Source organism: Streptomyces sp. NPDC001515, assembly GCF_053597115.1.
On the sequence record NZ_JBSFHN010000014.1, the window covers coordinates 36,379 to 56,686 of the forward strand.

The window sequence follows — 20,308 nt, forward strand, 5'->3', positions numbered from 1 at the left end:
CGGGTGAGCAGCAGCGAGAAGAGTGTCCGGCTGGCCGCCGGCGACGCAGAGTTGACCGTGAATCCCGACAACGGCTGCCGGATCGGCAGTCTGCGGATCGGTGGGACCGAACTGCTGCGGCAGGGGGAGCGCTACGGCTGCTTCCCGATGGTGCCCTGGTGCGGACGGACCGAGAACGGCGAGTTCCGCAACGGCGGTGTGCTGCACCGGCTCCCGCTGACCGCCCCGCCGCACGCCATCCACGGCACCGGCCGGGACACCGCCTGGCGCACCGCGCACGCGAGCGCCACCGAAGCCGCCTTCTACTACGACCTGACCGACCCGTGGCCGTACCCGGGGAGGGTCACCCAGACCTTCGAGCTGACCGAGTCCTCGCTGACGGCGGCGTTCGGCATCGAGACGTACGGCGACTCCTTCCCGGCCCAGGCCGGCTGGCACCCCTGGTTCCGGCGCAGCCTCGGCGAGGGCGGGGACGTCCGGATCGCCTTCGACGCCGCCTGGCAGGAGGAGCGCGGCGAGAACCATCTGCCGACCGGCCGCCGGATCCCGCCGCAGGCCGGCCCCTGGGACGACTGCTTCGGGATGCCCGACGGCGTCGAGGTGACCCTCACCTGGCCGGAGCGGCTGGAGCTCACGGTGAAGAGCCGGAGCGAGTGGGTCGTGGTCTACGACGAGCAGGACGAGGCGGTCTGCGTGGAACCGCAGTCGGGCCCGCCGAACGGGCTGAACACCGACCCGCGCTACGTCACCCCCATCGAGCCGCTGGAGATCGCGACCACCTGGAGCTGGCGCACGCTCTGAGCACCGGGGCGGACCGCGCCCGGCACGGCCCCGCGTCCACGGCGCCTTATCCTCGTAGCCATGACTGACGTACGCGCTGAGCTGCTCCAGCAGATCAAGGACAAGGCCGTGGTGCACGGCAAGGTGACGCTCTCCTCCGGGCTGGAAGCGGACTGGTACATCGATCTGCGCCGCATCACGCTGGACGGCACGGCCGCTCCGATGGTCGGTCAGGTCATGCTCGACGCCACCGCCGATCTGGACTACGACTGCGTGGGCGGGCTGACGCTGGGCGCCGACCCGGTCGCCACCTCGATGCTCCACGCCTCCGCCGCGCGCGGCCGGGCGCTGGACGCGTTCGTGGTCCGCAAGGCGCAGAAGGCCCACGGCATGCAGCGCCGGATCGAGGGCGCGGACGTCAAGGGCCGCCGCTGCCTGGTCGTCGAGGACACCTCGACCACCGGCGGTTCGCCGCTGACGGCCGTCGAGGCCGTGCGCGAGGCCGGCGGCGAGGTCGTCGCCGTCGCCGTGATCGTGGAGCGGGGGGCCGCCCCGGCCATCGCCGAGGCCGGGCTGCCCTATGTCCACGTCTACTCGGTCCCGGACCTCGACCTGTCCTGACCTGCGGTTCTTCGCGAAGGCGGTCGGTTTCACGTGAAACCGACCGCCTTCGTCGTACCCCTTCAACGCCTGCCGCCGAGCGCTGGGGGAGGACACCGGGTGGAGCCCGGGCCAGAGTCTGGGAGGATGGGGGCGACGATGACGTCGCCCCCAGGTCAGGGAACCAGCAACGCACACCCGCACATCCCAAGGAGCGGACAGATGCCCATCGCAACCCCCGAGGTCTACGCCGAGATGCTCGACCGGGCGAAGGCAGGCAAGTTCGCCTACCCGGCCATCAACGTGACGTCGACCCAGACCCTGCACGCTGCGCTGCGCGGCTTCGCGGAGGCCGAGAGCGACGGCATCGTGCAGATCTCGACCGGCGGCGCGGAGTTCCTGGGCGGCCAGTACAACAAGGACATGGTCACCGGCGCCGTCGCCCTGGCCGAGTTCGCGCACATCGTCGCCGCCAAGTACGACGTCACCGTCGCCCTGCACACGGACCACTGCCCCAAGGACAAGCTGGACGGCTATGTCCGCCCGCTGCTCGACATCTCCGCCGAGCGCGTCGCCAAGGGTCTGAACCCGCTGTTCCAGTCCCACATGTGGGACGGCTCGGCGGAGACGCTGGCCGACAACCTGGCCATCGGCCAGGAGCTGCTGGCCAAGGCCGCCGCCGCCAAGATCATCCTTGAGGTCGAGATCACCCCGACCGGTGGCGAGGAGGACGGCGTCAGCCACGAGATCAACGACGAGCTGTACACGACCGTCGACGACGCGCTGCGCACCGCCGAGGCGCTGGGCCTGGGCGAGAAGGGCCGCTACCTGCTGGCCGCGTCCTTCGGCAACGTCCACGGCGTCTACAAGCCGGGCAACGTCGTCCTGCGTCCGGAGCTCCTCAAGGACCTCCAGGAGGGCGTCGGCGCGAAGTACGGCACGTCCTCCCCGTTCGACTTCGTCTTCCACGGCGGCTCCGGCTCCACCGCCGAGGAGATCGCCACCGCGCTGGAGAACGGCGTCGTGAAGATGAACCTCGACACCGACACCCAGTACGCCTTCACCCGCCCGATCGTGGACCACGTGTTCCGCAACTACGACGGCGTGCTGAAGGTCGACGGCGAGGTCGGCAACAAGAAGGTCTACGACCCGCGCAGCTGGGGCAAGTCCGCCGAGGGCGGCATGGCCAAGCGCGTCACGGAGGCGTGCGCCAACCTGCGGTCCACCGGCACCAAGCTGAAGTAGTTCCGTAGTAGTTCCGTACGGATGTGTGGCGTGGGCCCGGACACCCCCTCGGGGTGTCCGGGCCCACGGCATGTCCGGACACCATCCGCACGACCCGAGGGAACAGCTGTGAGCACGTCCTACGACTTCGACACCGTCATCGACCGCCGAGGCACCTGGTGCGTCCAGTGGGACGGGGTCGCGGACCGGTTCGGGGTGGACGGGCTGCTGCCGTTCACCATTTCGGACATGGACTTCGAGACCGCCCCCGAGGTGCTGACCGCCCTCCGCGCCCGGCTCGGCCACGGCGTCCTCGGCTACACCGACTGGCGGCAGGACGACGTCCGCTCCGCGATATCCCACTGGTACGCCACCCGGTACGGCACCACGATCGACACCGGAGCCCTCGTCTACGGGCCCTCCGTGCTCAGCCAGGTCTCCCAGCTGCTCCAGATGTGGACCTCCGAGGGCGACGGCGTCGTCCTCCACACCCCCACGTACGACGGGTTCCGCAAGGCGATCACCGGGCTGGGCCGGGAGCTGCGCGGTGTGGCGCTCGGGGACACCGCCGCGCTGGAGCAGGAGCTGGCCCGAGAGGACAGCAAGGTCCTGGTGGTCTGTTCCCCGCACAACCCCTCGGGCCGGGTCTGGACGGAGGCGGAGCTGGCGGAGATGGCCGCGCTCGCCGCCCGCCACGGGGTCGCCGTGATCAGCGACGAGATCCACGCCGACTTCGTCCACGACGGACGCCCGCACGTGCCGTGGGCGCGGGTCGCGGGCGAGGGGCGCTGGGCGATCGTCACCTCGGGCTCCAAGTCCTTCAACTTCCCGGCGCTGACCGGTTCGTACGGCTTCATCGGCCGGACCGAGGACCGCACGGAGTATCTGCGCCGGATGGAGACGGCGGAAGGGCTCGCCTCCCCCGCGGTCCTCTCGCTGACCGCGCACATCGCCGCCTACCGCGAGGGCGCGCCCTGGCTGGACGCCCTGCGCGCGTACGTCGCCGGAAACCTGGCCCTCGTCGCCGAACGGCTGAACACGGCCTTCCCCGGACTGGGCTGGGAGCCGCCGCAGGCCGGCTATCTCGCCTGGATCGACGTACGGGCCGCGGGCGTCACGGACGACGAGGCGCTGCAACGCGTGCTCATCGAACGGGAGCGGGTCGCCGTCATGCCCGGCGGGGTGTACGGGGCCGAGGGCTTCGTCCGGCTCAACGTGGGCTGCCCCCGGAGCAAGGCGCTGGCCGGGGTCGAGGCGCTGATCCGGGGGATCGAGGCGGTGCGGTCCGCCGCGTAGGACGGCGGGTCCGGCGGGCGGGGTGCGCCGCGTAGGACGGTGGGTCCGGCGGGTGGGGTGCGCCGCGTAGGACGGTGGGTCCGGCGGGTGGGGTGCGCCGCGTAGGACGGTGGGTCCGGCGGGTGGGGTGCGCCGCGTACGACGCCGGAACCGGGCGGTCCGGGGCGTCCGGGTAGGGCGTCCGGCCCACCCCGCTGGTCCGCCGTGTGCGCGGCGGCGATGCTGGGGCCATGGCGAACAGCGAGGTGGACGGACCCGGTCTCCGGGTCGCCTCCGCCGCCGGGCGCTGGGTGGTGCTGACCACGGTGCTCGGCTCCAGCATGGCGATGCTCGACTCCACCGTCATCAACGTCGCCCTGCCCCGCATCGGCGAGGACCTGGGCACCGATCTGGCCGCGCTCCAGTGGACCGTCAACGCCTACATGCTCACGCTCGCCGGGCTGATCCTGCTCGGCGGCTCGCTCGGTGACCGCTACGGGCGGCGGCGGATCTTCGTCCTGGGCGTCGTCTGGTTCGCCGTCGCCTCGCTGATCTGCGGACTCGCGCCCAACGCCGCCGTGCTCATCGTCGCCCGCGCCCTCCAGGGGGTGGGCGGCGCGCTGCTCACCCCCGGCTCGCTGGCCCTGATCCAGGCGAGCTTCCACCCGGACGACCGGGCCCGCGCGGTCGGGCTCTGGTCCGGATTCGGCGGGATCGGGGCCGCCGTGGGGCCGTTCGTCGGCGGCTGGCTGGTCGACGGGCCGGGCTGGCGGTGGGTGTTCCTGCTCAATCTGCCGCTCGCCGCGCTCTGTGTGCCCGTCGCGCTGCGCCACGTACCGGAGTCACGCGATCCGTACGCGCACGGGCGCTTCGACGTGCTCGGGGCGGCCCTCGGGGCGCTCGCCCTGGCCCTGGTCACCTATGCGCTGATCGAGGCGCCGGGGCGGGGCGCCTCCCCGGCGGTGATCGGTGCGGCGGTGGGCGGGGTGCTGCTCGGAGCCGTCTTCGTCGGGGTGGAGCGACGGCGCCCCGACCCGATGCTCCCGCCGTCGATCTTCGCCTCCCGCCAGTTCACCGCCGTCAACGTCGTCACCCTCTGCGTGTACGCGGCGCTCGGCGGCTACTTCTTCCTCTCCGCGATCCAGCTCCAGGTCGTCGCCGGGTACTCGGCGCTCGGCGCGGGCACCGCGCTGCTGCCCACCACCCTGCTGATGCTGCTGTTCTCGGCCGCCTCGGGCGAACTGGGCCAGCGCATCGGCCCGCGCATCCCGCTGACCGCGGGGCCGCTGATCGCCGCCGCCGGCATGCTGCTGATGCTGCGCGTGGGGCCGGGCTCGGACTCCGTCACCGGCTATCTCACCGACGTCCTGCCCGCCGTCGCCGTCCTCGGCGTCGGGCTGGTGACCGTGGTGGCCCCGCTCACCGCGACCGTCCTGGCCTCCGTGGACACCGCCCGCGCCGGTCTCGCCAGCGGCATCAACAACGCCGCCGCCCGCGCCGCCGGACTGATCGCCGTGGCCGCGCTGCCGCTGCTCGCCGGGATGGGGCCGGAGGCATACCGGGACGCCGGGGAGTTCGCCTCGACCTTCCGCCGGGCCATGCCGATGTGCGCCGGGCTGCTGGTCGTCGGCGCGCTGATCGCCTGGGCGACCGTCCGCACCCCCGCCGCCACCGCACGTGACGCCGCCCGCCCCGAGTGCACCGTGCACTGCGGTGTCTCCGGCCCGCCGCTGGAACCCGCCCCGGAGACCGCCCGCCCGGACGGCGGCACGGGCTGAGCCCAGGCGCGGGCGAACCGCGGGACCGGCTCAGCGGTCCCGGCTCAGCGGTCCCGGCTCGGCGGGACGCGACCGGCGGGACCCGATCCGCCCGGCCGTCCCGGTCCGGTGTCACCGGATTCCCCTCGCGGCGCCCGGGGCAGGCACACTGGAGCCCATGTCGATCCACGAGAACCTGCTCGGGGGACCGCCCCCGACCCACCTGCCCGACGACCCGGAACCGCGCGACCTGCTCGCCGCCGGCACCGCGCCCGCCGATGTCGCCGCGAAGTACCCGACCTCCTCACTGGCCTGGGCGCAGCTCGCCGACGAGGCCTTCGAGGGCGGCCGGGTCGTCGAGTCCTACGCGTACGCCCGCACCGGCTACCACCGCGGCCTGGACGCGCTGCGCCGGTCCGGCTGGAAGGGCCACGGCCCCGTCCCGTTCGAGCACGAGCCGAACCGCGGCTTCCTGCGCGCCCTGCACGCCCTCGCGCGCGCCGCGCAGGCGATCGGTGAGCAGGACGAGTACGAGCGCTGCTCGACGTTCCTGCGCGACTCCTCGCCGACCGCCGCCGAGACCCTGGGATAGCCCCTCGGCCGGACGACACCCCTGTGGGCCCCGCGGACGCCGCCGTCCGCGGGGCCTGCGGGTTCGCGCGGGCCGTGGTTAGGATGCGAACAGGGGACCGGGGCTCCACTTCCTCATCGGAAGGGGCGGACCGCTACCCGGAAGCTCGTGTCGAGGAGACAGCGATGTCGACGATCCACCCCGACCCCGAAGCCACCGGTGCGGCGACCCCGCACCTGGACTTCGCGGGAACGACTCCGTACGAGGACTATGTCCAGGCGGATGTTCTCACCCACCTCCAGCACCTGCGCTCGGACGATCCCGGCGAGATGGTCTTCCTGGTCACCACCCAGGTCATGGAGTTGTGGTTCACCGTCATCGTCCATGAGTGGGAGACCGCGGCGCACGCCCTGCGCCAGGACCGGCTGGCGGTGGCGCGGGACGCGCTGAAGCGGTCCGTGCGGGAACTGGAGGCGCTGAACGCCTCCTGGACGCCGCTCGCCCAGCTCACCCCCGCCCAGTTCAACTCCTACCGGTCCGCCCTCGGCGAGGGTTCCGGTTTCCAGTCCGCGATGTACCGGCGGATGGAGTTCCTGCTCGGCGACAAGTCCGCGTCCATGCTCGTGCCGCACCGGGGCGCGCCCCGCGTCCACGCCGAGCTGGAGAAGGCGCTCGGGGAACCGGGGCTGTACGACGAGACGCTGGCCCTGCTGGCCCGGCGCGGGTACGCGATCCCGCCGGCGGTGCTCGAACGCGATCTCACCCTGAAGTACGAGCCCTCGCCCGAGGTCGAGGCCGTCTGGGCGGAGATCTACGCCGACCCCGACCAGCACGGCGAACTGATCCGCCTCGGCGAGGCGCTGACGGACGTCGGCGAACTCGTGTGGCGCTGGCGCAACGACCATCTCGTCGCCACCCGCCGCGCCATGGGTTCCAAGACCGGTACGGGCGGCTCCGCGGGGGTGGCCTGGCTGGAGAAGCGCGCCACGAAGAACGTGTTCCCCGAACTCTGGACGGCCCGCAGCCATGTCTGACCTCCAGGAGCGCGCACGGGCGCTCGACACCGCCGACGCGCTCGCCCCGCTGCGCGCGCTGTTCACCCTCGACGACACCGTCTACCTGGACGGCAACTCGCTGGGCGCGCTGCCCCGCCACGTCCCGGCGAGGATGCAGGACGTCCTCACCCGTGAATGGGGCGAGCTGCGCATCAGGTCGTGGGACGAGAGCGGCTGGTGGACCGCGCCGGAGCGGATCGGCGACCGCATCGCCCCGATCGTCGGCGCGGCGGCCGGGCAGATCGTCGTGGGCGACTCCACCAGCGTGAACGTCTTCAAGGCCGTCGTCGCCGCCTGCCGGCTGGCGCCGGAGGGCCGTGACGAGATCCTGGTCGACGCCGCCACCTTCCCCACCGACGGCTACATCGCCGCGTCCGCCGCCCGGATGACCGGCCACCGGATCACCCCGGTCGCCCCGGCCGACGTGCCGGACGCCCTGGGGCCCCGGACGGCCGCCGTGCTGCTCAACCACGTCGACTACCGCACCGGCCGGCTCCACGATCTGCCCGGTCTGACCGCCGCCGTGCGGGCGGCGGGCGCGGTCTCCGTCTGGGACCTGTGCCACAGCGCGGGCGCGCTCCCGGTCGGCCTGGACGCGCACGGGGTGGACCTGGCCGTCGGCTGCACCTACAAGTACCTGAACGGCGGCCCCGGTTCGCCCGCGTACCTGTACGTCGCCGCCCGTCATCAGGACGCCTTCGACTCGCCGCTGCCCGGGTGGACCTCGCACGCCGACCCGTTCGCCATGACGCCCGGCTACACCCCCGCCGACGGTGCCGTACGCGGCCGGACCGGAACGCCCGACATCCTGTCCATGCTGGCCCTGGAGTCCTCCCTGGACGTCTGGGACGGGGTATCCGTGGAGGCCGTGCGCGCCAAGTCGCTGGCGCTGACGGACTTCTTCCTGGAGTGCGTCGAGGCGTACGCGCCCCGGGGCCGGGTCACCTCCGTCACCCCGGCCGCGCACGCCGAGCGCGGCAGCCAGATCGCGCTGCGGTGCGAGGACGCCGAACCCGTCATGCGCGCCCTCATCGCACGCGGGGTCGTCGGGGACCTGCGGCGCCCCGATGTGCTGCGGTTCGGATTCACCCCGCTGTACGTGGGGTTCGCGGACGCGGAACGCGCGGCGCGCGTGCTCGCGGACGTCCTGACCGCTCCCTCGGCGTAGGCTTCCGGCTCCGTCCGGTGACCGGCTCGCCCCGGTCACCGGACGGGTGTTCGGGCCCTCGGGAGCCCGAGGGTTCCCGCCGGGCGCGCACCGGCGTCGTACTGGTACCGTCCCCGCAGGTCAGGCCAGTTGACTATGGATCAGGGACGGTTGGAGCAGCATGTCGGATTCTGCCGCGCGCGATCGGGACGCCGTCGAGACCGAGTCGGCCTTCTCCCATCCGGCCGTCGCGCCCGACGCCTCCGCCGCCTACGGAAGCCACCCCGACCAGGTGATCGACTTCTACGCCCCGCGCGACGGCCGCACCGGCGCGCCCGTCGTGGTCGTGCTGCACGGCGGGGCGTGGCGGGCGCCGTACGACCGGGCCCATGTGTCGCCGTTCGCGGACTTCCTGGCCCGGCGCGGCTTCGCGGTCGCCAGTGTGGAGTACCGGCGCGGCAGCGAGCTGCCGCAGCAGCGGGGTTCCGGTCCGGTCGCCGGGCGCTGGCCGGAGACCTTCGACGACGTCGCGGCGGCGATGGACGCGCTGCCCGCCCTGCTGGCCCGGGAACTGCCCGCGGCGGACGCCCGGCGGACCGTCGTCACCGGGCACTCCGCGGGCGGGCAGCTCGCCCTGTGGGCCGCCGCCCGGCATGTGCTGCCCGAGGGCGCGCCGTGGCGGCTGCCGCGCCCGCCCGCGCTGCGCGGGGTCGTCGCGCTGTCCCCGATCGCGGACTTCGCCTCGGCCGTGGAGCTGGACGTGTGCTCCGGCGCGATCGGGCAGTTCCTGGGCCGGGCGGAGGACTACGCGGAGCGGTCCGCGTACGCCGATCCGGCGCGGCTGCTGCCCACCGGCATCGCGACCGTGGTCGTCCAGGGCACCACGGACCTGACCGTTCCGCAGGCCGTGGCCGAGGCGTTCGTCGACGAGGCCGCGCGCCGGGGCGAGACCGTGGGGCTGACGCTGCTGCCGGACGTCGGGCACTTCCCGCTCATCGATCCGGCGGCCGACGCCTGTGCGGTCGTCGCCGAGGAGATCGCTCAACTGGCCTGGTAGGACCCGGTACGGAGGCCCGGGGGCGCCGCGTAGTACTTGCGACGGACGGCCCGGGATCCGCACCGCTGCTGACGACCGGGGGCACGGTGCCCGCCTACGGTGGTGGCGTGACCGAGACCAAGACCAGGAGCCCGGAGCTCCGTGTGGCCGCAGGGGCGATAGGCGGCCTGCGGCAGGACCTGATCCACGACGCGTTCGCCTACCGGCCGCTGACGGCGATGCGGACCGACGGGGCCCTGACCCGCAGGCTTCCGGACCGGTTCCGCGCCCGGGTCGCGTGGACCCCGCACGCGGTGGTCCTGACGGCCGCCCTGATCTCCTTCTTCCTGGGGTTCTCCAGCAACGGGGACGCGGGCATCCTCGTGTCGGGGCTGCTGCCCGCCGTCTGCGTCGCGATGACGCTGGTGCGGCCGGTCGGCGCGTTCTGGATGTCGATGGTGCTCATGCCGCTGTCCATGGCGACCTCGGCGTCGGACGGGCCGTGGGTGGCGAGCACCTTCTTCGCGCACCTGGTGGTGGTGACAGTCGTCGCCGCCCGGACCCGGCCCCGGGCCGCGGCCTGGATGTGGGGCCTCACCTTCGGGTTCGGGGTGCTCCTGGAGAACGCCGTCGGCTGGCACTCCGGACCGCCCGCCACGGCGATGGCCGTGGCCTCGGCGTTCTCGCTGCTGGTGGTGAGCCTGGTGCAGGTGCGGCGGGAGGCCGAGCGCGAGGTGACCGTGCAGCGCACCGTCACCGCCGTCGAACGCGACCGGCGCACGCTGCTGGAGGAGCGCACCACCATCGCCCGCGAACTGCACGACGTCGTCGCCCACCACATGTCCGTCGTCGCCATCCAGGCCGAGGCCGCCCCCTACCGGGTGGAGAACCCGCCGCCCGAGCTGGAGCAGGCCTTCCTCACCATCCGCGAGAACGCCGTGGCCGCGCTCACCGAACTGCGCCGGGTGCTCGGTGTCGTCCGTGCGGAGGACTACGAGGTGCCGGACGCCCCGCAGCCCACCCTCGCCGAACTCGACGCGCTCCTCGCCAATGTCGCGGAGGCCGGGCTGCCGGCCGAGAAGACCGTCACCGGAGCGGTGCGCGAACTCCCGCAGGGCGTCGAGCTGTCGGCGTACCGGATCATCCAGGAGGCCCTCAGCAACAGCCTGCGCCACGCCCCCGGGGCCACCGCGAAGGTCGAGATCGGCTATGTGCTCGGCGGGCTCGGACTCCGCGTCGTCAACGGGCCGCCGACCGGCCCGGTCAAGCCCTCGCCCGGCGCCGGGCACGGGATCACGGGGATGCGGGAGCGGGTCGCGATGCTGAACGGCGAGATGACGGCCGAGACGACGGCGGAGGGCGGTTACGAGGTCACGGCGTTCATCCCCGTGCAGGCGGCCCCGTCCGACGCCCCAGCCGACGGCCGCCCCGGCACTTCCGGGGGGACGGCATGACCGCCGCCGCCGGGACGCCGATCCGGGTGCTGATCGTCGACGACCAGATGATGGTCCGCGAGGGCTTCTCGGTCCTGCTCAACGCGATGCCCGGCATCGAGGTCGTGGGCGAGGCCGTCAACGGGCGGCAGGCCGTCGCCCAGGTCGCCGCGCTCCGCCCCGACGTGGTGCTGATGGACATCCGGATGCCGGAACTCAACGGCATCGAGGCGACCCGCGAGATCGTCGCCGCCGACGCGGACGCCAAGGTGCTGGTCCTCACCACCTTCGACCTCGACGAGTACGTCTACCAGGCGCTGCGCGCCGGGGCTTCCGGCTTCCTCCTCAAGGACGCCTCCGCCCGCCAGCTCGCGGACGGCGTCCGGGTGGTGGCCTCCGGCGAGGCGCTGCTCGCCCCGACCGTCACCCGCCGGCTGATCACCGAGTTCTCCAAGCTCGCCGCGGCCGCCCCGCGCCCCCCGGCCCTCGCCCAGATCGGTGATCTCACCGAACGCGAGACGGAGGTCCTCGTCCTGATCGCGCAGGGCCTGTCGAACGCGGAGATCGCCTCGCACCTGGTGGTCGCGGAGTCGACGATCAAGACCCATGTGAGCAGGATCCTGGTGAAACTGGGCCTGCGCGACCGCACCCAGGCGGCCGTCTTCGCCTACGAGGCCCGGCTGGTCACCCCGTCCTGAGGCGAGGTGCCGGGGCCGGGCTGGCCCGGGGGAGAGTGGCCGGTTAGCGTCGCTGCATGGACCAGCCCACGCACCCCTCCTCCGGCCCCGCCGCCCCGTTCGATCCCTGGTCGGCGGCGTTCGTCGCCGACCCGTACCCCGCCTACGCCGAGCTGCGCGCCACCGGCCGGGTGCACTGGTTCGAGCCGACCGGGCAGTGGCTCGTCCCGCACTACGCGGACGTGTCGGCGCTGCTGCGGGACCGCCGGCTGGGCCGCACCTATCTGCACCGCTTCACCCACGAGGAGTTCGGCCGGACGCCCCCGCCGCCCGAGCACGAGCCCTTCGACACGCTCAACGGCAACGGGCTGCTGGACCTGGAGCCGCCGGACCACACCCGCATCCGGCGCCTGGTCTCCAAGGCGTTCACCCCGCGCACCGTCGAGCGGCTGGTCCCCACGGTCCGCCGGCTGGCCGCCGGGCTCGTCGACGACTTCGTCGCCGAGGGCGGCGGCGATCTGCTCACCGCCGTCGCGGAACCGCTGCCCGTCGCCGTCATCGCCGAGATGCTGGGCATCCCGGAGTCCGACCGCGCCCCGCTGCGCCCCTGGTCGGCGGCGATCTGCGGCATGTTCGAGCTCAACCCGTCCGAGGAGACCGCCCGCGCCGCCGTGCGCGCCTCGCTCGACTTCTCCGCGTATCTGCGCGAACTGATCGCGCAACGGCGCGGCAATCCGGGGGACGACCTGATCTCCGCCCTCATCGCCGCCCACGACGAGGGCGAGCGGCTGACCGAACAGGAGATGGTCTCCACCTGTGTGCTGCTGCTGAACGCCGGCCACGAGGCGACCGTCAACACCACCGTGAACGGCTGGCGGACCCTCCTCGGCCATCCCGAGCAGCTGGCCGCGCTCCGGGCGGACCACGGGCTGCTGCCCACCGCGGTGGAGGAGCTGATGCGGTACGACACCCCCTTGCAGATGTTCGAACGCTGGGTCCTCGACGACATCGAGATCGACGGCACGGTGATCCCCCGGGGCTCCGAGGTGGCCCTGCTCTTCGGCTCGGCCAACCGCGACCCGGCCCGCTTCACCGACCCGGACACCCTGGACCTCGCCCGCCAGGAGAACCCCCACATCACCTTCGGCGCCGGCATCCACTTCTGCCTCGGCGCCCCGCTCGCCCGGGTGGAACTGGCCGCCTCCTTCGGTGAACTCCTGCGCCGCGCCCCCGGCATGCGGCTGGTGGCCGAACCGGAGTGGAACCCGGGTTACGTCATCCGCGGTCTGAAGGAACTCCGGGTCGCGCTCTGACCCTGCGGGCCGGGTCGCGCTCCGACCCGGCCAGCCGCGCCCCACTGCCGGGCCCCACCGCCGAGCCCGCGCCGCCGGACCTCCGCCGCCGGACCGGTGTCCGGCGGCGCGGGCCCCGCGCCTCTCAGGTCAGCAGGTCGCGCCGGCGCAGTGCCGCCAGCCCGGACGCCACCAGGGCCGCCGCGATCACGGTCAGGAGCACCACAGGACCCCAGGCCATGCCCGCCGCCCCCGGCAGCTTCGGCAGATGCGTGTACGGAGACAGGTCCATCACCGTCTGCGGCAGGTCCAGCGCGGGGCCGATCCAGCCCAGCGCCAGGCATATCCCCACCAGCCCCCAACCGGCGGCGGCCAGCCGGGGCAGCGCCCCGTACAGCAGGACCGTCACACCGCCGAGCAGCCAGACGGCGGGCAGTTGCACCAGGGCGGCGCCGAGCACCGCCGGTATCTCGTGGCCGTAGCCCGCCGCCAGTCCGAGGCCGCCGGCCGCCATGATCAGGGCGGCTCCGCCGAAGGCGATGAGGAGATGGCCCCCGGCCCAGCCGACGCGGCTCACCGCCCCGGCGAGCACCGGCTCCGCGCGCCCCGCGGTCTCCTCGGCGGAGAGCCGCAGCACGGAGGAGACGACATAGAGCGCGGCCACCGTGCCCAGGACGGAGACCATCGAGGCGAGGAACGCGTCGGTGAGGCCGGACTGGCCGCCCATGCGCTCGAAGATCTCCCGGGTCTTCTCGTTGTCCCCGACGAGATCACCGACCCCGCCGGTCAGCCCGCCGAAGACGCATCCGACGACGGCGAACGACAGCGTCCATCCCCCGAGCGCGCCGCGCTGGAGGCGCAGGGCGAGACCGGAGGCGGAGACGAGCCGGCCCCGGGCCGGTCCCGGGCGGGACGGCAGGAAGCTCATGCCGACATCGCGGCGCCCGGCCAGCGCGTACGCCACGGTCCCCTGGACGGCGACCGCCCCGGCGATCACGAGGAGCACCCACCACCGCTCGTCCGCGTACGGCCGGACGTTCTCCGCCCAGCCGAGGGGGGAGAGCCGGGTGAGGACAGACGAGCCGTCGTCCGTCGCGGAGTCGCCCGCCGCCTTCAGGACGAACGCGGCGCCCACGACCGCCGCCGTCAGCCCCTTCGCCAGCCGGGCGCTCTCGGTGAACTGCGCGGCGATCGCCGCGGTGCAGGCGAACAGCATCCCGACCCCGGCGACGGCCGAGGCGAGGGCCACCGCCCCGGCACCGCCCGCACCCGAGCCGGCCATCCCGGCGACGATCACCAGGGCCAGCGCCCCGTTGGCGATCAGGGCGGCGAGCAGGGCGGCGGTGAGCGGGGCGCGCCGGCCCACCATGGCGGAGGAGAGCATCTCCTGACGGCCCGTCTCCTCCTCCTCGCGGGTGTGGCGCACGACGACGACCAGGCTCATCACCCCGGCCAGCGCGGCGCCGAAGGCGAGCATGCGCCAGCTGACCAGCCCGCCCACGGAGTCGCCGAACACCGGCCCGTACAGCGCGCGCACGGAGCTGTTGCCGTTCATCGACGCGGCCAGCTCGGCGCGCTCGGCGGGCGTCCCGTACAGCGCGGAGATCGACCGCCCGACGGAGGAGAAGGAGCCGCCGAGCACGAGCACCCAGACGGGCAGAACGATCCGGTCGCGCCGCAGGGCGAGCCGGAGCAGCGTCCCGGTCCCGGCGAGCCGGCCCGCCCCGGGACGGCGCCGCTCGCCGGTGGCGGCGGCCATGGTCACGGCGGTCATCGCGCGCCCACCTCCGCGTCCTGTCCGGCCTCCGCCGTGTAGTGCCGCAGGAACAGCTCCTCCAGTGTGGGCGGTGTGCTGGTCAGGGAGCGGACCCCGGCGGCGGAGAGCGACTTGAGCACGGCGTCCAGCTGTTCGGTGTCGACCTGGAGGGAGACCCGCCGGCCCCGGACGTCGAGATCGTGCACCCCCGGCAGCCGGGACAGTCCGTCCGGCTCCTCGGCCAGCTCGGCCGTGATGTTCGTCCGCGTCAGATGGCGCAGTCCGGCCAGGGTGCCGGTCTCCACCGTCCGGCCCCGGCGGATGATGGAGACCCGGTCGCAGAGCGATTCGACCTCGCTGAGGATGTGGCTGGAGAGCAGCACGGTCCGTCCCCGGTCGCGCTCCTCGGCCACACAGCTCTGGAAGACCTCCTCCATCAGCGGATCGAGGCCGCTGGTCGGCTCGTCCAGGATCAGCAGGTCCACATCGGAGGCGAAGGCAGCGACCAGGGCCACCTTCTGCCGGTTCCCCTTCGAGTACGTCCGGCCCTTCTTCGTCGGATCGAGCTCGAAGCGCTCGACGAGGTCCGCGCGCCGGGCCGGGTCGAGCCCGCCGCGCAGCCGGCCGTAGAGATCGATCACCTCGCCGCCCGAGAGATTCCGCCACAGCGTGACGTCCCCCGGCACGTAGGCCACCCTGCGGTGCAGCTCCACCGCGTCGCGCCAGGGATCGCGGCCGAGCAGCCGGGCCGCGCCGGAGTCGGCGCGCAGCAGGCCCAGCAGGACTCTGATGGTGGTGGACTTCCCCGATCCGTTCGGTCCGAGGAAGCCGTGCACCTCACCGGACTCGACGGTCAGGTCGAGCCCGTCCAGCGCATGCGTCCGGCCGAACGACTTGTGCAGCCCGGCCACGGTGATCGCCTTCGTCATGCTTCTGAACGTACGCTACATTCACAAAGTTGTGAAGTTAAGGAAGCGTATAAACTCGAAGGAGTGACCCGGGCCAGGACAGGGGCCTGGGCCGCGGAGAGGACGAGGAACCGATGAGCAGCGAATCCGCAGAGGACGTACGCGAGGCGCCGGACGCCGTCCGGGGCGGCGGGGAGCGGGACGCGGAGGCCGTCTCGCGGTTCGTGGAGCGGTTCGCGTCCGAGATGACCGAGGCGGGGATGCAGCGGATGGCGTCCCGTGTCTTCGCCGCGCTGCTCGCCGACGACGACGCGTCGATGACGTCGGCGGAGCTGGCCCTGGCCCTGCGGATCAGCCCGGCCGCCGTGTCCGGCGCGATCAGCTACCTCACGCAGGTCAGCATGGTCGGCCGGGAGCGCGAGCCCGGTTCGCGCCGCGACCGCTACCGGCTGCACAACGAGATCTGGTACACGACCTTCGCCAGCCGGGACCGGGTGCTGACCCGCTGGGAGCAGACCCTGCGCGAGGGTGCCCGCACGCTGGGCGAGGACACCCCCGCGGGCGCCCGCATCGCGGAGACGGCGGCCTTCTTCGAGTTCCTCCAGAACGAGCTGGGAGCCCTGATGGGCCGGTGGGAGGAGCACCGCAAGACCCTCGGCCTGCCGGAGGCGGCGACGCCGCGCGGGGACGCCCCCGAAACCGCCGGTTAGGGGACGGGAACCCCCGGCCGGTCTCCGCCGACAGCGGCCCGGCCCGGGACACCCCCGGCCAGTCGCCCGGCCCCGGACACCCCCGGTCAGCCGCCCGACACCGGCAGCATCAGTCCCCAGGCGCCCGCCCGCACCGTCCACGTCCGGGTCCGCACCGGACCCCCGACCTGTATGTCCGCCCGGTAGCGGAAGTCCGCGCCCGAGACCGTGACGGCCTTGGCCTCCGTGGTGAGGGGGCCGCCGTCCGGCGGATGGATGGTCACCTCGGCGACGCCCCCGTCCGTGCCGGAGGTGACCGTCACCGACTCCACGGGGCGGCCCAGGTCCGTCAGCACCACCCCGTCCGCCTCGACGCGCAGCCGGTGGGTGCCGGGCCCGGCGGCGGGGGCGGCCGGGGCGGGGCGGACGAGCGTGCGGACCAGGGAGCGGCAGGTGTTCCAGACGGCCGTGACACCCGAACGGTCGTGTCGGGCCCCGGGAGCGTCGCCCGGCGCCGGGATGCGCAGTGCGCCCAGGACCACGCCGTCGCTGTCGTCGACCAGCAGGTCCAGTCGGCGCACCACCCCGTCGAGCGCCGTGCGCGCCGCCGCCACCGCGCCGGCGGGCACGCCCAGCGCGTGCGCCAGCTCCAGCCGGGCGGCCGTGCCGACCGGGACCAGCGAGAGGGCGCTCATGGCCGGTTCTCGCTCCCGATGGAGCAAGGCGACGGCGCGGCGCAGGGCCCGGTCGTCACCGATCACCACGGGCCTGCGGGAGCCCCGCCGGGACAGCGCCCGGTCGAACTCCGCCGGACCGTCCGGAAGGCAGATCTTGGCGTGCGCACCGGCGTTCAGCACGTCTTTCGCGATCCGCACGGACTCGCCGTCGGTCCGGCGGGCGTCCGGGTCGATCACCACCAGCAGATGGGGCGCACCGTTGCCGGGGGGCTGGGCAGCCGACACCTCGGTCCTTCCTCGGGTAGCATCTTGGTGCAAGAGCCCCTTGCGCTATTGCGCCAGGGGCTTCGTCTATTCCGGGGCACCCGGTTCGACGGTTCAGGCCGTGTCGTACAGCGTCGTACGGCATGTACGGCGTTTACGTACGCCCCCTGACCTTGGACATGCCCCGCCCGGAAGGGGTGTACGCCTGTGCCCGCACTTGTGCTGCTCGGTGCTCAGTGGGGTGACGAGGGCAAGGGAAAGGCCACCGACCTCCTCGGTGGGTCCGTGGACTATGTGGTGCGCTACCAAGGGGGCAACAACGCCGGACACACCGTTGTCGTCGGTGACCAGAAGTACGCACTGCATCTCCTCCCCTCCGGAATCCTTTCGCCGGGGTGCACCCCGGTCATCGGTAACGGTGTCGTCGTCGACCCGGCGGTCCTGCTCTCCGAGCTGAGTGGGCTGAACGAGCGTGGCGTGGACACGTCCAAGCTGCTGATCAGCGGCAATGCTCATTTGATCACTCCGTACAACGTCACCGTCGACAAGGTGACGGAACGGTTCCTCGGCAAGCGCAAGATCGGTACGACCGGGCGCGGCATCGGCCCGACGTACGCGGACAAGATCAACCGGGTCGGCATCCGCGTCCAGGACCTCTACGACGAGTCGATCCTGGAGCAGAAGGTCGAGGCGGCCCTGGAACAGAAGAACCAGCTTCTGGCCAAGGTCTTCAACCGACGCGCGATCGAGCCCGGCAAGGTCGTCGAGGACATGCTCCAGTACGCGGAGCAGATCAAGCCCTACGTCGCCGACACGACGCTGATCCTGAACAACGCCATCGACGAGGGCAAGGTCGTCCTCTTCGAGGGCGGCCAGGGCACGCTGCTCGACGTCGACCACGGCACGTACCCCTTCGTCACCTCGTCGAACCCGACCGCGGGCGGCGCCTGCACCGGGGCCGGCGTGGGCCCGACGAAGATCAGCCGCGTCATCGGCATCCTCAAGGCCTACACGACGCGGGTCGGCGCGGGTCCGTTCCCGACGGAGCTGCTGGACGAGGACGGCGAGGCGCTGCGCCGGATCGGCGGGGAGCGCGGTGTCACCACCGGCCGCGACCGTCGCTGCGGCTGGTTCGACGCGGTCATCGCGCGGTACGCGACCCGGGTCAACGGCCTCACCGACTTCTTCCTCACCAAGCTGGACGTGCTGACCGGCTGGGAGCAGATCCCGGTGTGCGTGGCGTACGAGATCGACGGCAGGCGCGTCGAGGAGCTGCCGTACAGCCAGACCGACTTCCACCACGCGAAGCCGGTCTACGAGATGCTGCCGGGCTGGTCGGAGGACATCACCAAGGCCAAGACCTTCGGTGACCTGCCGAAGAACGCCCAGGCGTACGTGAAGGCGCTGGAGGAGATGTCCGGCGCCCCGATCTCCGCGATCGGCGTCGGCCCCGGCCGCACCGAGACGATCGAGATCAACTCCTTCCTGTAGGCGGAAGGGCGGGCCGGAGGGCCGGAGCGCGGCGCGCTCCGGCCCTCCGGCGCGTCCGGACCCGGCGCGACGCGCAGATCCGCATCCCCTCGGGCGTCGCGCACGGGAGATGGCCGTGGGTGCGGATGACGTCCTGGCCGCTGCCCCGGCTGAGGTAGGCGAGGAAGCCGGAGGCCAGGGAGTCGGCGGGCGGGTGGCCGTAGGTGTACGCGTACTCGATCTCCCGGTACGGGTAGCGGCTGGTCGCGAGCGTGTCCACGGAGGGGACCGCGCCGTCGAGGGCCACCATATGGGCCCCGGAGAGCGTGGTCCCGGCCCGCAGTTCGCTGTAGCCGATCGCGCCGTCGAGCCGTCCGACCTCGGCGAGGACCTGGTCGGTGGAGTCCAGTTCGCAGCGGATCACGGGGGCCTGCCGGTCGTCCTTCGTGGTGCAGTCGCGGGAGGACTGGGCGGGCTCGTTGCGGCCGAGGACGCGGCGCTGGAAGACCTCGCGGGTGCCGGAGTTGGCGTCCCGGCTGACCAGGAGCACCGGCAGGTCGGGGCCGCCGAGCGCGCTCCAGTTGCGGATGTCGCCCCGGTAGAGCGCGCGGACGGTGTCCAGGCCCAGGTTCTTCAGCGGGACCTTGTCGTTGACGACCACGCGGAAGAGGGAGACGGCGACGCGGCTCTCGCGCAGCTGCGGGAAGCCGCTGGGCTTCGGGCCGTCGGAGAGCGCCACCAGGGCGGGCGAACCCGAGCGGCCGGCCCGTGCGCCGCGTTCGGCCAGCTCCCGTATCCCGGCGGTGCTGCCGTGCGCGTCCACGGTGACGGTGGCGCCCTCGCAGGCCGCGCCGTACTTCCGCGCCAGTTCGCGCAGGACCGGTTCGAAGGCGGTGGAGCCGGTCACGGTCAGTTCGCCGCGCGCGCAGCCGATCGGGGGCGGGGTGTCGTCGCGGACGAGGATGATCGTGGACAGGGTCATGACGCAGACGGTGAGCGCCACGGTGATGAACCGGGCGGCGCGTCCGAACAGCGGCGGTTTCTCGTCCGGGCGGGCGGCCGAGTTGGGCCGCACCTCGCCGTCCCGGATGCCGCCGGTGATGCGGACGGGGCTGCCGACCCGCGCACCCGTCAGCAGAACCAGGAGCTTGAAGTGCTCGCCCCGGTTGAGCGGGACGCGCGGCAGCCGGATCAGCGAACCGCTCTCCCGCAGCCCGGCGGACGGGGTGAAGTGGTCCATCAGATGGTCGGCGCCCGGGGAGTGCGTGACGGCGATCCCGCGCACCCGGCGGCCGGTGAACTCGACGACCAGCCCGTGCGACTGCTCGTCGGGCCCGGTGTAGTCGCCGCGGGCGATCGACTGCGAACCGTCGTTCTCTATGCGGAGCAGGACCAGCGTGGCGTCGGCCATGTCCGGGGTCTCGTCGAAGAGCCCGAGCCGGACGTTGGCCCGGCCCTGTTCCACGCCGCCGCCGATCGGGGTGTCCATCTGCACGCGGTAGCCGACGCGTTTGCGGCGCGGGACGCGGCGCTCGTACCAGAGGACGCCGATCGAGGCGAGGACGCCCAGCACGGCGGTGAGGACGGCCACGACGTTCTCGGCGGTCAACCACTCCACGGCCCGTTCCCCCTCGGCTGCCGGACAGCTGTGCGCGTGCGCGTCACCGTAGGGCGCCCGGGGTGCGTCCGGAGGACCG

Annotated in this window: 18 protein-coding genes; 14 read left to right on the forward strand and 4 right to left on the reverse strand. The window is 73.1% G+C overall.

The window, feature by feature from the left end; all coding sequences use genetic code 11:
* Positions 1-3: 3 nt before the first annotated feature.
* The 12 genes from ACWCXC_RS16525 (at position 4) to ACWCXC_RS16580 (ending at position 12,868) form a co-directional block, all read left to right on the forward strand.
* Positions 4-801 carry an aldose epimerase family protein gene (locus tag ACWCXC_RS16525; RefSeq protein WP_450683056.1) on the forward strand — a complete coding sequence of 266 codons (798 nt, stop codon included), beginning with the start codon at positions 4-6 and terminating at the stop codon, positions 799-801.
* Between the two features lie 60 nt (positions 802-861).
* Entirely contained in the window at positions 862-1,401 is a 540-nt protein-coding gene (gene pyrE / locus ACWCXC_RS16530; protein ID WP_450683057.1) for an orotate phosphoribosyltransferase, read from the forward strand.
* 201 nt (positions 1,402-1,602) lie between these two features.
* Positions 1,603-2,625 (forward strand): class II fructose-bisphosphate aldolase, encoded by a 1,023-nt coding sequence (gene fbaA / locus ACWCXC_RS16535; RefSeq protein WP_450683058.1) that lies wholly within the window; start codon positions 1,603-1,605, stop codon positions 2,623-2,625.
* 108 nt (positions 2,626-2,733) lie between these two features.
* Complete coding sequence (locus ACWCXC_RS16540) at positions 2,734-3,900, forward strand: MalY/PatB family protein (protein WP_450889396.1); 1,167 nt, start codon at positions 2,734-2,736, stop codon at positions 3,898-3,900.
* Between the two features lie 230 nt (positions 3,901-4,130).
* Positions 4,131-5,657 (forward strand): MFS transporter, encoded by a 1,527-nt coding sequence (locus tag ACWCXC_RS16545; RefSeq protein ID WP_450683060.1) that lies wholly within the window; start codon positions 4,131-4,133, stop codon positions 5,655-5,657.
* Between the two features lie 157 nt (positions 5,658-5,814).
* Positions 5,815-6,228 (forward strand): DUF3151 domain-containing protein, encoded by a 414-nt coding sequence (locus ACWCXC_RS16550; RefSeq protein WP_450889399.1) that lies wholly within the window; start codon positions 5,815-5,817, stop codon positions 6,226-6,228.
* 164 nt (positions 6,229-6,392) lie between these two features.
* On the forward strand, positions 6,393-7,241 hold the full coding sequence (locus ACWCXC_RS16555) for a tryptophan 2,3-dioxygenase family protein (protein WP_450683061.1): 849 nt from the start codon (positions 6,393-6,395) through the stop codon (positions 7,239-7,241).
* On the forward strand, positions 7,234-8,430 hold the full coding sequence (kynU, locus tag ACWCXC_RS16560) for a kynureninase (protein ID WP_450889401.1): 1,197 nt from the start codon (positions 7,234-7,236) through the stop codon (positions 8,428-8,430). The genes ACWCXC_RS16555 and kynU overlap by 8 nt, the downstream gene beginning before the upstream one ends.
* 160 nt (positions 8,431-8,590) lie before the next feature.
* Positions 8,591-9,466: an alpha/beta hydrolase family protein gene (locus tag ACWCXC_RS16565; RefSeq protein ID WP_450683063.1), complete on the forward strand. Its 876-nt coding sequence runs from the start codon at positions 8,591-8,593 to the stop codon at positions 9,464-9,466.
* 107 nt (positions 9,467-9,573) lie between these two features.
* Positions 9,574-10,899, forward strand: coding sequence for a sensor histidine kinase (locus ACWCXC_RS16570; RefSeq protein ID WP_450683064.1), 1,326 nt, complete (start codon positions 9,574-9,576; stop codon positions 10,897-10,899).
* The gene (locus tag ACWCXC_RS16575) at positions 10,896-11,576 is read left to right on the forward strand and encodes a response regulator (protein WP_450683065.1); all 681 of its coding nucleotides are present in this window, start codon (positions 10,896-10,898) and stop codon (positions 11,574-11,576) included. Before ACWCXC_RS16570 ends, ACWCXC_RS16575 begins: the two co-directional genes overlap by 4 nt.
* A 56-nt stretch (positions 11,577-11,632) precedes the next feature.
* Positions 11,633-12,868 (forward strand): cytochrome P450, encoded by a 1,236-nt coding sequence (locus ACWCXC_RS16580; RefSeq protein ID WP_450683066.1) that lies wholly within the window; start codon positions 11,633-11,635, stop codon positions 12,866-12,868.
* Between the two features lie 124 nt (positions 12,869-12,992).
* On the opposite strand, the gene ACWCXC_RS16585 is transcribed toward ACWCXC_RS16580, so the two are convergent.
* Both ACWCXC_RS16585 and ACWCXC_RS16590 read right to left on the reverse strand, forming a co-directional pair.
* Positions 12,993-14,621, reverse strand: a complete 1,629-nt coding sequence (locus tag ACWCXC_RS16585) for an ABC transporter permease (protein ID WP_450889404.1) — start codon at positions 14,619-14,621, stop codon at positions 12,993-12,995.
* Entirely contained in the window at positions 14,618-15,532 is a 915-nt protein-coding gene (locus tag ACWCXC_RS16590) for an ABC transporter ATP-binding protein (RefSeq protein WP_450889406.1), read from the reverse strand. The genes ACWCXC_RS16585 and ACWCXC_RS16590 overlap by 4 nt, the downstream gene beginning before the upstream one ends.
* A 113-nt stretch (positions 15,533-15,645) precedes the next feature.
* Here ACWCXC_RS16590 and ACWCXC_RS16595 point away from each other — a divergent pair, with 113 nt between their 5' ends.
* Positions 15,646-16,221: a GbsR/MarR family transcriptional regulator gene (locus ACWCXC_RS16595; protein ID WP_450683069.1), complete on the forward strand. Its 576-nt coding sequence runs from the start codon at positions 15,646-15,648 to the stop codon at positions 16,219-16,221.
* A gap of 86 nt (positions 16,222-16,307) precedes the next feature.
* On the opposite strand, the gene ACWCXC_RS16600 is transcribed toward ACWCXC_RS16595, so the two are convergent.
* Positions 16,308-17,162: a diacylglycerol kinase gene (locus ACWCXC_RS16600; protein ID WP_450683070.1), complete on the reverse strand. Its 855-nt coding sequence runs from the start codon at positions 17,160-17,162 to the stop codon at positions 16,308-16,310.
* Positions 17,163-17,348: 186 nt separating this feature from the next.
* Here ACWCXC_RS16600 and ACWCXC_RS16605 point away from each other — a divergent pair, with 186 nt between their 5' ends.
* Complete coding sequence (locus tag ACWCXC_RS16605) at positions 17,349-18,632, forward strand: adenylosuccinate synthase (RefSeq protein WP_450889409.1); 1,284 nt, start codon at positions 17,349-17,351, stop codon at positions 18,630-18,632.
* Here ACWCXC_RS16605 and ACWCXC_RS16610 read toward each other — a convergent pair.
* Entirely contained in the window at positions 18,616-20,229 is a 1,614-nt protein-coding gene (locus ACWCXC_RS16610) for a substrate-binding domain-containing protein (RefSeq protein WP_450889411.1), read from the reverse strand. The two genes, ACWCXC_RS16605 and ACWCXC_RS16610, sit on opposite strands and share 17 nt — an antisense overlap.
* Positions 20,230-20,308 lie beyond the last annotated feature (79 nt).

Bases quoted from the DNA above. Each gene is read 5' to 3' on its own strand.
- pyrE (WP_450683057.1), top strand. From the start codon at position 862: ATGACTGACGTACGCGCTGAGCTGCTCCAGCAGATCAAGGACAAGGCC.
- fbaA (WP_450683058.1), top strand. From the start codon at position 1,603: ATGCCCATCGCAACCCCCGAGGTCTACGCCGAGATGCTCGACCGGGCG.
- ACWCXC_RS16545 (WP_450683060.1), top strand. From the start codon at position 4,131: ATGGCGAACAGCGAGGTGGACGGACCCGGTCTCCGGGTCGCCTCCGCC.
- ACWCXC_RS16550 (WP_450889399.1), top strand. From the start codon at position 5,815: ATGTCGATCCACGAGAACCTGCTCGGGGGACCGCCCCCGACCCACCTG.
- ACWCXC_RS16555 (WP_450683061.1), top strand. From the start codon at position 6,393: ATGTCGACGATCCACCCCGACCCCGAAGCCACCGGTGCGGCGACCCCG.
- kynU (WP_450889401.1), top strand. From the start codon at position 7,234: ATGTCTGACCTCCAGGAGCGCGCACGGGCGCTCGACACCGCCGACGCG.
- ACWCXC_RS16565 (WP_450683063.1), top strand. From the start codon at position 8,591: ATGTCGGATTCTGCCGCGCGCGATCGGGACGCCGTCGAGACCGAGTCG.
- ACWCXC_RS16575 (WP_450683065.1), top strand. From the start codon at position 10,896: ATGACCGCCGCCGCCGGGACGCCGATCCGGGTGCTGATCGTCGACGAC.
- ACWCXC_RS16580 (WP_450683066.1), top strand. From the start codon at position 11,633: ATGGACCAGCCCACGCACCCCTCCTCCGGCCCCGCCGCCCCGTTCGAT.
- ACWCXC_RS16585 (WP_450889404.1), bottom strand. From the start codon at position 14,621: ATGACCGCCGTGACCATGGCCGCCGCCACCGGCGAGCGGCGCCGTCCC.
- ACWCXC_RS16590 (WP_450889406.1), bottom strand. From the start codon at position 15,532: ATGACGAAGGCGATCACCGTGGCCGGGCTGCACAAGTCGTTCGGCCGG.
- ACWCXC_RS16595 (WP_450683069.1), top strand. From the start codon at position 15,646: ATGAGCAGCGAATCCGCAGAGGACGTACGCGAGGCGCCGGACGCCGTC.